The 14,080-nt window shown below is 46.7% G+C and carries 15 protein-coding genes; 11 read left to right on the top strand and 4 right to left on the bottom strand.

All coding sequences use genetic code 11. From position 1 onward, the window contains the following. Positions 1–50 precede the first annotated feature (50 nt). The 5 genes from ACTTK6_RS06470 to ACTTK6_RS06450 all read left to right on the top strand — a co-directional run bounded on the left by ACTTK6_RS06470 (position 51) and on the right by ACTTK6_RS06450 (position 5,597). The gene (locus tag ACTTK6_RS06470) at positions 51–734 is read left to right on the top strand and encodes a spermine/spermidine synthase domain-containing protein (RefSeq protein WP_462833003.1); all 684 of its coding nucleotides are present in this window, start codon (positions 51–53) and stop codon (positions 732–734) included. Positions 735–837: 103 nt separating this feature from the next. Next, positions 838–1,773 carry a glycosyltransferase family 2 protein gene (locus ACTTK6_RS06465; RefSeq protein ID WP_094908226.1) on the top strand — a complete coding sequence of 312 codons (936 nt, stop codon included), beginning with the start codon at positions 838–840 and terminating at the stop codon, positions 1,771–1,773. Beyond that, positions 1,770–2,144, top strand: a complete 375-nt coding sequence (locus ACTTK6_RS06460) for a GtrA family protein (protein ID WP_462833001.1) — start codon at positions 1,770–1,772, stop codon at positions 2,142–2,144. Before ACTTK6_RS06465 ends, ACTTK6_RS06460 begins: the two co-directional genes overlap by 4 nt. 15 nt (positions 2,145–2,159) lie before the next feature. Next, positions 2,160–4,748 (top strand): YfhO family protein, encoded by a 2,589-nt coding sequence (locus ACTTK6_RS06455; RefSeq protein WP_462832999.1) that lies wholly within the window; start codon positions 2,160–2,162, stop codon positions 4,746–4,748. Between the two features lie 99 nt (positions 4,749–4,847). After that, positions 4,848–5,597 (top strand): hypothetical protein, encoded by a 750-nt coding sequence (locus ACTTK6_RS06450; protein WP_462832997.1) that lies wholly within the window; start codon positions 4,848–4,850, stop codon positions 5,595–5,597. Positions 5,598–5,650: 53 nt separating this feature from the next. Here ACTTK6_RS06450 and ACTTK6_RS06445 read toward each other — a convergent pair whose 3' ends face one another. Next, the gene (locus ACTTK6_RS06445; protein ID WP_079475300.1) at positions 5,651–5,944 is read right to left on the bottom strand and encodes a hypothetical protein; all 294 of its coding nucleotides are present in this window, start codon (positions 5,942–5,944) and stop codon (positions 5,651–5,653) included. 213 nt (positions 5,945–6,157) lie between these two features. Between ACTTK6_RS06445 and ACTTK6_RS06440 the strand changes: the two genes are divergently transcribed. Then, positions 6,158–6,802, top strand: coding sequence for a YqjF family protein (locus tag ACTTK6_RS06440; protein ID WP_462832996.1), 645 nt, complete (start codon positions 6,158–6,160; stop codon positions 6,800–6,802). Positions 6,803–6,848: 46 nt separating this feature from the next. Here ACTTK6_RS06440 and ACTTK6_RS06435 read toward each other — a convergent pair whose 3' ends face one another. After that, positions 6,849–7,589 (bottom strand): SDR family oxidoreductase, encoded by a 741-nt coding sequence (locus ACTTK6_RS06435; protein WP_022793291.1) that lies wholly within the window; start codon positions 7,587–7,589, stop codon positions 6,849–6,851. Positions 7,590–7,829: 240 nt separating this feature from the next. Next, a complete protein-coding gene (locus ACTTK6_RS06430) occupies positions 7,830–8,165 on the bottom strand; it encodes a hypothetical protein (protein WP_462832995.1) in 336 nt (111 codons plus the stop codon). A gap of 163 nt (positions 8,166–8,328) precedes the next feature. On the opposite strand from ACTTK6_RS06430, the gene ACTTK6_RS06425 reads away from it, so the two are divergent. Next, the gene (locus tag ACTTK6_RS06425) at positions 8,329–8,658 is read left to right on the top strand and encodes a tRNA-binding protein (protein ID WP_079475304.1); all 330 of its coding nucleotides are present in this window, start codon (positions 8,329–8,331) and stop codon (positions 8,656–8,658) included. Between the two features lie 12 nt (positions 8,659–8,670). Next, positions 8,671–9,525 (top strand): NmrA family NAD(P)-binding protein, encoded by an 855-nt coding sequence (locus ACTTK6_RS06420; RefSeq protein WP_462832994.1) that lies wholly within the window; start codon positions 8,671–8,673, stop codon positions 9,523–9,525. Positions 9,526–9,572: 47 nt separating this feature from the next. On the opposite strand, the gene ACTTK6_RS06415 is transcribed toward ACTTK6_RS06420, so the two are convergent. Further along, a complete protein-coding gene (locus tag ACTTK6_RS06415) occupies positions 9,573–10,340 on the bottom strand; it encodes an alpha/beta fold hydrolase (RefSeq protein ID WP_462832993.1) in 768 nt (255 codons plus the stop codon). A 231-nt stretch (positions 10,341–10,571) separates the two neighbouring features. Between ACTTK6_RS06415 and ACTTK6_RS06410 the strand changes: the two genes are divergently transcribed. From ACTTK6_RS06410 to ACTTK6_RS06400, 3 genes are all read left to right on the top strand, one after another. Beyond that, positions 10,572–11,312, top strand: coding sequence for an alpha/beta hydrolase (locus ACTTK6_RS06410; protein WP_094908222.1), 741 nt, complete (start codon positions 10,572–10,574; stop codon positions 11,310–11,312). 339 nt (positions 11,313–11,651) lie between these two features. Next, positions 11,652–11,972, top strand: a complete 321-nt coding sequence (locus ACTTK6_RS06405; RefSeq protein ID WP_079475309.1) for a YrhK family protein — start codon at positions 11,652–11,654, stop codon at positions 11,970–11,972. 68 nt (positions 11,973–12,040) lie between these two features. Beyond that, positions 12,041–14,026 (top strand): penicillin-binding transpeptidase domain-containing protein, encoded by a 1,986-nt coding sequence (locus ACTTK6_RS06400; protein ID WP_462832991.1) that lies wholly within the window; start codon positions 12,041–12,043, stop codon positions 14,024–14,026. Positions 14,027–14,080 lie beyond the last annotated feature (54 nt).

Genomic DNA, 14,080 nt, shown 5'->3' with positions numbered 1-14,080 from the left:
GTTTTGCAAATATGAAATATACTTGCCGTACAGGAAAGGAGTGGTCTTGAATGAACAGTGACAGGGAAGTAATAAAAAAGGTTCAGGGAAAAAGCGGGGAGCTGCAGCTTCAGCGGCGCGACGGGCATTATGAAGTTATTAGTAATGGAACGTTTTTAATGGCTACCCATAATGGAGATTCAGAGCGGCGAATGGTAAAGACTGCGCTGCAACATGCTTTTTCAGCAGAGTCGGTGCTGATTGGAGGTCTTGGTGTCGGTTTTTCACTCGATGAAGCGGTAAATCATGCAGATACAGTGCACGTAACTGTTGTAGAATTAGAGAAGCATATTATTGAGTGGAACCGTTCCTATTTTAAGGAATGGAACCGACGGGCTCCCGAGAATGAGAAAGCACGAATCATTGAGGCGGATCTTCTAGCATTTTTAGAGAAAGAAACAAGCGCACGCTGGGATGCTGTATGTATGGATACCGATAACGGGCCTGATTGGCTCGTCCGGGAAGGGAATTCCCATATGTATGAAACGGGAGGTCTGCAGGTGGTTTATAACGTACTCCGCAGCGGAGGTGTGGCTGCTTTTTGGAGTGCTTCTTATTCTACGGCTTTCAAAAGCAGCCTCGAAGCGATATTCGATGCTGTATGGACCGAGGAAGTGGAGGTTGGACGAGGCGGCCCGGACGTTATTTTTTATGCCCGGAAAGCGGCAGGCACGCATCCATCCCACAATTTTTGAGAATTTTTCACCTCTGTACAGTGATACAAATGATATAGAGAAGGGTACGATATGAAAGTACTGTGTAAACAATGGGAGATAAAGGGGCCAGGGGGGAAATAAAATGAAAAAGATAACAATCGTCATCCCTTCGTTCAATGAAGAGGACAACATTTTCTCTGTATATGAATCACTGCAGAATCATTTAGGGCATCTGCCCTATGAAATAGAAGCACTGTATATAGATGACGGAAGCTCGGACCAGACGCTTGCGAAGATGAGAGAGCTTGCCCGGATGCATGAAAATGTGAGCTATGTATCGTTTACCCGTAACTTCGGAAAAGAAGCAGCACTCATTGCTGGGCTGCACCATGCGGACGGTGATGCTGTAGTGATTATTGATGCTGATCTGCAGCACCCCTCCGAAGTCATTTTAGAATTAATTGAAGGCTACGAAGAAGGCTACGACCAGGTTATCGCGAAGAGGAACCGGGAAGGGGATTCAAAATTCCGTTCGGGTATGGCGACGATGTATTATAAATTTATTAATAAAATGGTGGATGTAAAGCTTGAAGACGGTGTCGGCGATTTCCGCCTGTTAAGCCGGAGGGCGCTCGATGCCCTGCTGTCGTTAAGTGAAGCCAACCGATTCTCGAAGGGGCTTTTTTCATGGATCGGCTTTCCTTCCAAAACGGTTTACTATGAAAATGTGCAGCGCCAGGAAGGCGAAACCAAGTGGTCGTTTTCGAGCTTGTTGAATTACGGCGTGGACGGCATGATTTCTTTTAATAACCGTCCGCTGCGTGTTTGTCTGTATACCGGCCTTGCTGTTATGCTGCTTGCGCTGATTTACATTGGTATTACATTTGTCCAGATTCTGCGGATGGGAATAGAAGTGCCGGGCTACTTTACGACAATTTCTGCTATCCTGTTTTTAGGAGGCGTGCAGTTGTTAAGCCTCGGCGTGCTTGGGGAATATATTGGCCGCATCTACTATGAAACGAAAAGGCGCCCGCATTATTTAGTGCAGGAATCTAATACGAAAAGGCGAGATGCATGAAACAGTTGGATAATGAGTTTACTAGATTTGTTTTAGTAGGCGGTATGAATACGTTGAACTACTATGCCGCCTACTTACTGCTTCACGTTGTACTTTCGGTGCCCTATATGGTTGCCCATATCACCGGTTTTTTTATCAGCTTTGTCATTTCTTTCTTTTTAAATACATACTTTACCTACCAGGTGCGGCCGACATGGAAAAAATTCTTCCAATTTCCGTTGACCCAGGTGGTAAACGTAGGGGCTTCATCTGTTTTTGCTTATATATTTGTGGAATGGCTGGACGTTAACAGCACTATCGCCCCTCTGGGAGCGGTGATTTTTACCATACCGATCACATTCATTGTCACTGGGAAAATATTAAAAAGATAGCGTGGGGAGAGAATATTGAAACACAAGCATATATGGGGAATTGCGGCAGCAATCATTCTGTCTGTCATTGCAGCACACGCATTTTTCTTCTACCAATGGACCAATGATACGTATATGGCAGGTCCGAATGACGGATTGAACCAGATGGGGCCGTTTAAGCAGCTGCTGTACGATCATTATACGAGCGGAGAATTTTTTTATTCCTTTCAACTGGGGCTTGGCGGCAGTATGCTTACCCAGCTCGGATACTATTACTCGACAAACCTGTTCTTCTACCTTCAGATGTTAGTCGTTTATATACTGGAGCTTGTGGGGCTGGTTCGTGAGCCCGACGCAGCCTTTTGGACCGAGGCTGTCATTTTTATCAGCATGGCCCGTATGACGCTCGTTTCCTTTTTGACGTACGCCTGCTTCCGCTACATGAAGCTAGACCGTTTGCCTGCTCTGACCGGGGCACTTTTATATGCCACGTGTGTAATGTATTTTCGTCACGCGGCATTTTGGGAATTTTTCGCAGACGCTTTCATTTGGCTTCCGCTGCTCGTGTACGGAGTAGAAAAAATTATCCGGGAGAAAAAACCGCTGCTGTTTATTTTTGCGCTTGCAGCAACCGTATTTTCCAACTTCTACTTTTCTTATATCGTGCTTATTTTTATCGGTATTTATATATTAGCCAGATGGCTGATCCGTCTTGTGCCTCAGGAAACAAAAATAGGAAAGCAGATACTTTATTTTGGGGGCAGCTCCCTGCTCGGGTTCGGCCTCGGCCTGACCGGCTTTTTCGCTGGCGTGTACGGCTACTTTAACAATTACCGGCCAGACTTTGAACAGGAGATCGTGTTATTTGATAGTACAAGCAATATCCTGCTCGACAGCCGCTTTCTCATTGTGCCGACCATCTTTTTAGTGTTTGCAGCCTGGAAGCAGCTGTACAGGGATCCGCGGTTTGTGCTTTTTACGATTCTGTCGCTTTTATTCATTGTATTTCATTATAGCCCGTTGGTAGGAAGCGCATTTAACGGCTTTTCTGCGCCAAGGAACCGTTTTGAGTACATCGCTGCTTTTCTACTCGCCGGCGCAGTGGCAGCGGGCATTCAGCATATCCGAAAGCTCGACTGGCGGGAACTGGTGCCTTCACTTGTTTTTGCAACAGGCATGTACATCCTGTTTTACCTATTAGATGACGATTTTTCCATTGATCACTGGAGCGGCTGGCTGACGCCGGGCATGATTGTTATTTCCCTGGGAGCCTTTGTCATCACCACGCTTACAGATGTACGCGGGAAAAGGATTATCACTGCCGTTTTTGCCATTATGACCAGCGTGGTAATTGCTAATCAGTATCAGTATGCAAAGCTGTTTGAACGCGGGAGCATCAGCGAAACCACGCAGGAATTTCTCATGAGTGAGGATTACATGGATGCCGATCAGATTGAATTGTTAAATGAAGTGGCTCAGGAAGATCCCGATGCTCTATCCCGCACGACCTGGGTTAAGGACCCGCAGCGTACAAATACGCCGCTGTATTTGGATTTTTACGGGGCTGGCGCCTATTCAAGCATTTTGAATGAAGAGATACTCATGTTTTATTACAATGACCTTCAGATCGATCTGGGCCGGGAAAGCATTAGCCGGTATTCAGATTTCGGCCGTAGGGCAAATATCTACAGCCTGCTGCGCGGAGAGTACGCCATGTTTGAAAAAGACGGGGATGAAAACGTGCCGTACGGGTTTACTCCATTTGTAGAAAATGATAATTATATTATTTATCAAAATGAAAACGTGCTGCCGTTTGTACGGACCACCAATCAAATATACGCCTATGAAGATGCTGAAGAAGCCGCGCCGCTCGCGAAGGAGCATGCGATGCTAAACGGTGTAATCCTCGAAAATCCAGAGACAGCGGCCGATTTTCCACAGGAAAATTCGGTCACTACCGGAGAGGATGTTGAAGCCGTAAACGGGACTTACGACAACGGGATGCTTACGGTTACCGGAGAAGAGGGCGGACTCAATATTACAGTGCCCGGGGATGAAGACGTGGAGGACTATTACGTAGACTTTCTCCTCCGCCAGGAGCCCGGTGTCGGCTATTTCCGGATGAACGTGAACGAATTTGAGACAACGCGAAAAGCGAGAGACTCGCTGTACCGCACGAACGAAAATGATTTAACGATCCGGGTGGAAAATCCAGCGGATAATGTTATAGAAATCCGGCTGCCTGAAGGAGAGTACCATCTTGAGGATCTGGCTGTATACGGGGAAACGTATGAACAATTAAATGAAGCCAGCGAACAGGCAAAGGATATTACCCGGAATGTAGAAGTGGACGGCAATGAAGTCGATACTGTCGTTGAAAACGACGCAGGAGACGCATACGCTGTCATGCCTGTTCCATATGAAAAAGGGTGGAGAGCCAAGGTGAATGGTGAACGGGTGCCAATAGAGAAAGCAAACGGAGCGTTTACCGCTGTGCCGCTTGAGAATGGGGAAAACAACCTTTCTCTTACGTACTATCCTCCGTATTTCTGGTGGATGACTGGGATTTCGGTGCTCTCGCTGCTGGCAGCAGTGTTATGGGGCGTTAAAAGAAGAAAAAAATAGTGACAGAGCCTGTTCCGTTCGTCGGGACAGGCTTTTTATATGGATTGACAATGGAAATAATGGAATGGAAAAATAAGGATGAAAGGAGAGCCTATGTCTTTGTCCAAACAAGCAGAAGATTATTTTCAGGAGGTCGGGGATTATCTTTATTTACATGGCAGAAAGAAAAGAGAAACGGAGTTTTACATCCAGGGGGATAAAGAAAAGGTAGAGGCCCGGGAAAAAGCTGGAGGATCTATGTATGAAATTATGCCGAAGGATCCGAAGGTATATAGTGGAGCAATCAAACACAAGGTACCTCCTGCTATAGGAGGGCATCTATCATTTTTATTGCTGGTCGCCTGGGTTCTATTTTTAGCTTTATGGTTGTGGGATTTGCTGCGGGGTGTGACAAATTTTTCTTTCTGGTATTTTGGCATTTTAGGTCCAGGGGCCTTAATAGTCAGTTTTTTAATGATTTACGGCAAACCCCTTCAGGCCTTTCGTTCAAGTTCGATAAAGCAGAACCTGAAGTATCTTCCTCAAGCGGCAATGTTTGTTCTGGTCATTCCCGTTCGTGATCTCATAACAAATGTTCCCGAGGGGAGCCTGATTTTTTCCTCAGCATTTAAGTGGTGGTTTGTGCCTGTAGCAATCATGGCCACTGCCCTGGCGGTTTGGGTTTTCCAGAAGGACTTTTTACCAGCGTACGCAGCAATTATTGGTTTATTGATTGCGGTATGGCTGGTGATTTCTGCGGTGGATCTTTTGCCATTTCCATACAATCTTATTGCCGGTGTCCTGCTTGTAGGCAGTGCATTTGCCTACGGTATTATCCTGAGTTTAAAGCCGGATGATAGACCGGATTAGCTGTTCGTACATTTCCCGGGAAATAAAAGAAGGCCGTGCGTACGGCCTTCTTTTTAGGATGAAAATTCTACTGCCGGCCCGGTTAAAATGCCGCTGAACAAGTTGATCAAAAGAAGCACTGTTAAAATAAAAAAGATAATAAAGCTTATCCGGCTCTGGGCTTTAAAATGAGCTGCCAGCCCGACACCCCACAGAGCGGTAATTACAAGACCGGCATAGACGTATAATGAAATACCGCCGCCCACTACGATGGCTGTCACAATCAGAAGAATATCAGTGGTAATGACGAGTAACAGGGAGATGGCTAAAAGCATACTGCTGAACATTTTCATTCTGGCGTCTTCCATATATATGAGCTCCTTTGCGAAGAATAACCTTTCTTCAATGTATCACAAACCTTATTGAAGAGGAAAATAAGAAGCAGGAAAAAATAGTATATTCGAAGCCATTTAAGTTTAAAGCAGTTGAAAATCGTAGTATATTGGTTGGGATAAAACACTGAGGAAGAGGGAGCAGAGATGAGAGAGCGGCAGCTGATACGCATGAAATGAAGAAACGCGTTGTTTGCACATTGGGAAAAAACTCCTGGGGAAGTAGCTCGCAGCCTGCCGGAGCATATGGAGGTAGATACGTTTCAGGGGAGAGCGTATGTAGGAGTAGTTTCGTTTTCAATGCACGACATCCGTCCGTCTTTTTTTCCAAAACAGACAGGCCTGCATTTTCCGGAATTGAATCTGCGTACATATGTCTGCGTGGACGGGGAACCGGGGATTTATTTTTATAATTTAGATGCTTCTTCTCCGCTTGGTGTATGGATTGCGCGACGGAATTTTGCTATTCCGTATTATCAGGCACGCTTTTCGATCCGCCATTATCAAAGCTGGACGTATTGGAATCACCACCGGAGGTCCGGAAACGTTCGTTTTCGTGCAAAGTACCGGACGACAGGAGAACAGCTGCCGGCTGCAGAAGGATCGCTCGAAAACTGGCTTGCAGAAAGATACCGTTTTTACACAGCCAAAGATGGACAGATATGGTACGGAGATGTCATACATAAGCCGTGGAAGCTGTATCGCGGTGAGTATGCAGAGGAAGAAAACGGACTACTCGCAGCAGGCGGTTTCAACCATTCAGACGGACGCCCCGTTCATGTTATGGTCAGCCCGGGCGTGGATGTGGGGGCTGTAAGACTACGAAAAAAATAAGCCTCTGCTCCCGGATACGGAGCAGAGGCTTAAATACGTTCGGCATTTATGGCTGATCCACCGGACGAACAACAATTTCATTGACGTCCACGTGTGCCGGCTGGGTAAGTGCATAGTATACTGCTTCTGCAATATCTTCTGAATTCAGCTGCTGCACATTCAATACGGAATCGAATTGTTCCATTACTTCTTTATCCGTAATGGTTTCAGTCAGCTCTGTATTCACCACGCCTGGAGAAATGGCAGTCGTACGAATGTTAGTCTGGGCTACTTCTTGTTCGAGGCCCATCATAATTGCCTTTACGGCAAATTTCGTACCACTGTATACGGAACTGCCAGGGAAGATTTGGTGGGCAGCAACAGAGGAAGTGGAAATAATATGGCCATCATTATTTTCGATCATATGCGGAAGGATGGCATTGATGCCGTACAGAACACCTTTAATGTTCACATCCACCATCTGGTCCCACTCATCGACCTTTTGATTTTTCAGTAATGATAGCGGCATTAAGCCGGCGTTGTTAAAAAGGCCGTATACTTTGCCAAAGTGATTGACTGCTTCGCGTCCGAGTTCTTCCATCTGTTCACGGGAAGTAACGTCGGTCTCTTTGACGATAATTTCGCCAGGCTGATCGGAAAGCTCTTCTTTAATTTCGTTCAGGCGTTCGAGACGGCGGGCGGCAAGTGCTACGTTAGCGCCGTTTTCGACGAGTTTTTTAGCGGTGGCTCTCCCAATGCCGCTGCTTGCTCCTGTAATAATAAACGTTTTGCCTTGAAGTTCTGTCATGACGTGTATCGCTCCTTTTTCTGTAAGCTATTTATGCCATAACGTTAGTTACTTTAAAATAATAAGTGGCATCGGGGTGTATGATACCCTTTGTGACTTAATTCAATCATCCAATTTTTGCTAAAAGGGAAGAATTTAATAGAAATGCTTATATGGCGGGGATAGCGCGTGGGCCCGCGAACAAAATTTTTTAAGCTGGTTGTCCGGAAACTAAAAAACTCCCGGATTCACGCCGGAAGTTTATGATTTTACATGCGGGGGACGTTTTTTAGGAGTGAGAATAATCTGCACCAGAAGGCAGAGAGAAGCGGCCATAATGATACCGATTTCTATATAATACCAGAACAGTTCGCCGCTGTTTAACTGAAACATAGTAACTACCCCGATCATCAGCAGGCCGATGCCGATACGGTTCATCCATCTCCAGCGCACAGCAAATGCGGCAAACCATTGAATGAATGGAAGGTTAAATACAAGCCAAAGCACAAGCGGGGCCCCGATGCCGATTAACCAGTACCCCTGCCCGATAAATAACTCGGCAGAAAAGCGGGCAATGCTGATAATAGGTATATTCATGGCGGCACCTAAAATAATTCCGAGCAAAAATGTTAGAAAACGCCGCACGTCAATTCACCTCAAATGAGTTTCCCGGCCAAAAAGGTACCAGGATATTACAAATAATATAAGCGCTTATGATACGATGATACATAATCAAAGTAGAGAAAGGAAGGGTATTTCGATGGCTTCTATTGAAAACTTTCACAACCTGGATATTAGAGTAGGAAAGATTGTACAGATACAAGAGTTTCCGGAGGCAAAAAAGCCTGCGTATCAGGCGTGGGTGGATTTTGGAGAAGAAGTGGGAGTAAAGCAGTCCAGCGCCCAGATTACTGAGTTGTATGAAAAAGGTGAGTTGGAGGGTAAAACAGTGATTGGCATTGTGAACCTTCCTCCAATGAAAATTGCATCGTTCACTTCAGAATGCTTGATTTTAGGCGTATATACTGATGAAGGAGTGACTCTTCTGCAAACAGACCACGAAACGAAAATCGGGGAAAGAATCGGCTGAGAGGGTGAATATATGAAATACGTTATTACGGGCGCTACAGGCCATCTTGGAAAAAAGGTAACAGAGGAACTGCTTGAACTCGTCCCCAAAGAACAGGTGACCCTTGGCGTGCGCAGCCCTGAAAAAGCGGCGGTGTTCAAAGAGCAGAATGTTCACATAGAAAAAATGGATTACTATTCGTTTGATGAGCAGACGGCAGTCTTTCGGGGAGCAGACGTGGTGCTTTACATTCCAAGCATTACGCACCCATCTGAACAGCGAATCACGGAATTTAGAACCTCAGTTGAAGCGGCAGAGGGGGTTGGCGTCAAACACTTTATTTTTATCGGTTTTACGGCGGACCATTGGAACAACCCCTTTCATATGAGCCCGTTTTTCGGCTATGCTGTCCGGCGTATTGCAATGAGTTCGATGTCTGGCACTATTATTCGCAACGGAGTATATGCGGACCCGCTGATTCCTTATACGGAGGAGCTGGTCCGGACTAAAAGGCTGCCTTACCCGGCAGGAAGAGGCGCTGTTTCTTTTATTACGCGAAGAGACCTGGCTAAGGCCATAGCCGCTGTGGCTGCTGGGCCTGACAGGCACGGGGGTCTCTATACGCTGACAGGGATGCAGGCTTATACGATGGAGGAATTGGGTGAGCTGCTTTCCAATATTATGGGAGAACGCATTCGTTATGAACCGATGGAAGTCCAGGAATTTGCCCGGGCCTACGATGATGGCTCCGGCTTCGGCAGGGTGAATGCATCTTTGTATGAAGCAGTCTCCATGGGACTGATGGGCGAGGTCACTCCAGACGTGGAAAAACTTACAGGAAAACCGCCGGAAATGCTGCGGTCATACCTCGAACGGCATCTATTATAGAAAAAAGGACACGCTGGCATGCGTGTCCTTTAATCGTTATTGCCTCATTACTCTCCGAGAAAACGTAGAAGTTCCTGGTTGAACTTTTCTTTTTCATCAACAAACAGGCCATGGCCGCTGTTTTCAAAAGGAACGACCTTTAAGCCGTTGATTCCTTTTTGAAGCTCCCCGGAAAATTCGTATGGGCAGATCTGATCGTTTTTCCCGTGAAAGCTTTCTACCGGAACTGTAATAGAGGAGAGGTCTTCAAAGGAGTCCTCGTCCCGGAGCGCTTCCGCTGAATGGATGGTCGAATAGCTTCCGGCTTCCATGCCGAGGCCATGGAACCACGTTTTAAATACATCGGAAACATCATCACTGCCAAAAAACATGCCACCGAAATCCTCGAGCATTTTAGGGCGATCGGTATTCAGGTTGTCAATAATTCCGTCGACGTCTTTTTTCTCCATGCCGTATGGGAAGTTTTCCCGTTGCGTGAAGCTTGGAGCTGCCGGTGCGAGCAAAAGTAATTTAGAAACTCCCTGCTGCTTATGACGGGCCATATACCGAAGAGCGATCGGGCCTCCCATGGAAAAACCGGCGAGGACAAAATTGTCCAGCTCCATGGCGTCAACGACTCCTTTAACATCGTCTGCCATTTGATTATAATCATATCCGCTCCATGGCTTGTCGGACTGTCCGTAGCCGCGGAGGTCGATGCCGATAAACCGGTACCCGTGCTTTGGAAGCTCATTGAATTGGTACTCGTACATTTTGTGGTTTACCGGCCAGCCGTGTATGAATACAACTGGCTTCCCTTCACCGATATCCTCCACTTAGAGATGCACGTCTTCTTCTACAGCAACATAATGCCCCATATAGGTAAATCCTCCCCACTAATAAATATAGTATTTAGAATATTTAGTTTACCCTTGTTTGCTTTGCGATAAACTCTGGGCGCTTTATTTGACAATGATAATCTTTTTCAATTAATCTGTTGCTGATGAGACTAAAGACATTGAAGAAAAAGAAATAATTGAGACAATGCAGTAAAAAGGAGCCAGGCTATGAAAGGCACAATCATCCATCACCAGATTATGGACCGGGACGTATATGTATACCTGCCTCCAAATTACAGCCGGAGCACTCAGAAACGCTATCCTGTTATTTATGTCCAGGACGGAGCTTATTTGTTCCGGGATTCGAGCAGTGTGTGGGAGGATTTGATGGAAGCCGGATATATGCAGCCGGTAGTGATGGTCGGAGTGGAGCCCAAAAGCCGTATTCATGAGTACACCCCGTGGCCGTCAAAAGCAATTTCTTTGCACTTGCCGGATTTTAAAGGCCTTGGCACAGAGTATGCATATATACTGACCAACGGCATCCGTCCCTATATCAATGAAAAATACCGGGTAAGAACAGAGGCCTCCCATACCGGATTGATTGGTGCGTCACTTGGAGGGCTTGTTTCCATTTATATTGCTGATCTGTATCCCCATGTGTTTCATAAAATTGGCTTGCTTTCTGCTTCGCTGTGGTATAAAGGAATGGACACTTTTATTAAAGACCGGCTCTCGCTTACCCTGCGCCATTACGTATATTTGTATGTAGGAGAATGGGAAGGGAACGGTCAGCCGTTTATCGAACCCTACATGGTGCCAAGAACACAGTTAATGTATGATATGCTTCGAAAGCAGCTCGAAAACCAGGTGGCACTTCATATAAAACCAAAGGCGATGCATGAGAGAAAGTATTTCGTTTCTCAGTTCCCTGCCGCCTGCACGTGGTTGTTTCCGCCCCTGCATTAGCGGTATAGTAATAGATATGGCACATACGGAGGAGTATAGAATGGAAGCAGAGTTTTTCTTTCGGTCCATACTTATGCCGGCAGTAATTATTTTCTGCCTGATTTTTTATTTGATGCTTCTTTGGATGCATCAAAGAGGAAAGTTCAGCCGAAGTGAAAATAAAAATGCACGGCAGGCAAAAATAATTCGTAATGGGTTTGTGTTAACAGGTTTTCTTGCTTTTATATGGTTTCTCTCGCTCTATATTTAATCACCTGCAAGACTGCAGGTGATTTTTATGTCGTCTAAGCGGATTAAAGATGAGTATCAGATAAAGTGAGACAAAGGAGAGGATAAAAGTTGGGGAAAAATATCGATCTCGTATTTGGGGGCTATGAACTGCGCATCACAAAGGTGTACCAATTGATTTACCATATAAATGATCTGCTGCTAGCCCTTATATTTTTAATTGGCAGTTTTTTATTTTTTTCGGAAACTACTACGTTTTACGGTACGTGGCTGTTTGTGATCGGAAGCCTGCAGATGTTCATCCGTCCCATAATAGCAATGACGCATCAGATTCACGTGGGCAAAGTAAGAAAGCAGAGAAAGGAAAATGCCAGAAAGCGGGGTGCCCGGGCTGTCCGTGTCCGGAAAGGGAGCCAGTCCTATAAGCTGTAGCGAGACCCGGCGCGCGAAACGTACTTATGTTAAAATATGGCTGAAGAAATGGAGAACGGAGGGGAAGCATGAAAAAAACGGCTGCAGCAGCAGGAGCTATAGCACTGATCGGGGGGCTCAGCGCCTGCAACAACCGGGAAAGCGCGGAAGACAAAATGCAGGAATTTACGGAGGCATGGAACAACCAAAACTTTGAAGAAATGTACGGGTATTTAAGCTCCGATACACGAGCGCAGATCAACAAGGAAACATTTATCAACCGGCACGAAACAATTTATGAAGACACAAATGCTGAAGACCTGACGATTCAAACAGGCGAAACCGATGAAAATAATGAGGGTGAAGAAGAAACGGCGCTTCCGTTCTCAGTAAGCATGACCACGAGCGCCGGCGATGTTTCTTTTGAGCAGGAAGCTGCCTGGGTGCTCGAAGAGACAGAGGATGGGGAGGAATGGCAGCTGGACTGGTCTCCTTCATACATATTTGAAGAATTGGGCTGGGAAGAGACTATAAACGTCGAACGGACGAAGCCGGCACGTGGAGAAATTCTGGCAGAGGGGGGCGAGCCGCTTGCGACGAATATGGAAACAACGAGGGTGAGCCTCGTGCCCGGCAGTTTGGGGGAAGAGAGGGAGGACACAATTTCCACAATCGCAGATGAGTTGAATATACCGGAAGAGGATATTGATGAAGCGCTCGACCAGGACTGGGTTACAGACGAAAGTGCGGTGCCGGTGAAAACACTCTCTCCTGACGAAGAAGCAGCAGCTTCAGAGGTAGAGGATCTACCAGGCGTACAGCTTTCTGAAGTCGGAAACCAGCGGTATTACCCGGAACAAGAGGCCGCTGCTCATTTAACGGGATATATCGGAAATATTTCTGGGGAGGAGCTTGAAGAACGGGGCGGCACATATACGCAGTCCTCCCAAATCGGCAAAGCGGGACTTGAATATGTTTATGAAGAGAGGCTGCGCGGTGAGCCCGGCATGCTGATCTCCACGTCAGAGGATGATGTGGTTGCAGAACAAGAAGCGGTTGCTGGTGAAGATGTGCAGACGACGATCGATATTTCGCTGCAGGAGCGTGCCTATGAGCAAATACAGGAGGACACAGGAGCAACCGTGGCGCTGAATCCGCAGAACGGGAACACGCTGGCACTGGTAAGCGCTCCGTCCTATGACCCGAATAATTATATTTACGGCTGGCCGGAAGACGAATTGAATGAATTTAATGAAAGCGACAATCGTCCGCGCGCTGCTAAATTTAACAGCACCTATGCCCCGGGTTCGACAGTGAAGCCTATCACTGCTTCGATCGGGCTGAGCAACGAAGCGATCACCCCGGATGAGGAAATGACGATCGAAGGCCTCGAGTGGCAGCCCGACAGCTCCTGGGGCGGTTATTCGGTAACCCGGGTAGATGATGAGTTAAGCGAGGTTAATCTGCGCGAGGCGTTAATTACGTCGGATAATATTTACTTTGCACGGACGGCGCTAAACACCGGTGCGGAAGACTTCACAGCTGGTTTGGAAAGCTTCGGCTTCAATCAGGAAATGCCGTATGATTTTCCTATAGAGAATTCCTCCATCGCCTCGGACGGCCTGGACTCCGAGGTGCTGCTTGCTGATACCGGCTATGGACAGGGGCAGATGCAAATGTCTCCGGTTCATCTGGCCTCAGCTTTTACAGCCTTTGTAAATGAAGGAGATATGCTGGCTCCGCAGCTTCTCGCTTCTTCTGACCGGGAGGTGTGGGAGGAAAATGTCGTGCCGGAAAGCGGAATCTCAGCAATTGAGGCAGGCCTTGAAGGGGTCGTGGAGGACGAACGTGGTTCGGCATATGAGCCAGTGAACGAAAACATCTCGATTTCAGGCAAAACCGGGACGGCTGAACTGAAGCAGGCCGGAGAAGAAGAAGGTACAGAAAACGGTTGGTTTGTGGCTTATGATAATGAAGACGAGGATTTACTGATCGCGTCGATGATCCAGAACGTCGAAGAGCGTGGCGGCAGCAGCTACGTGGTAGAACAGACAAAGCCGCTGTTTGAAGAGTAACCTTTTCACTGAATTGTCATCGGAGTGCAAAGAAAAAATTTAGTTGTTTTCTCA

It is taken from the genome of Marinococcus salis, from assembly GCF_054971365.1.
The sequence above is the reverse complement of the archived record's forward strand: the minus strand, read 5'-3'. Positions and strand labels throughout refer to the sequence as shown.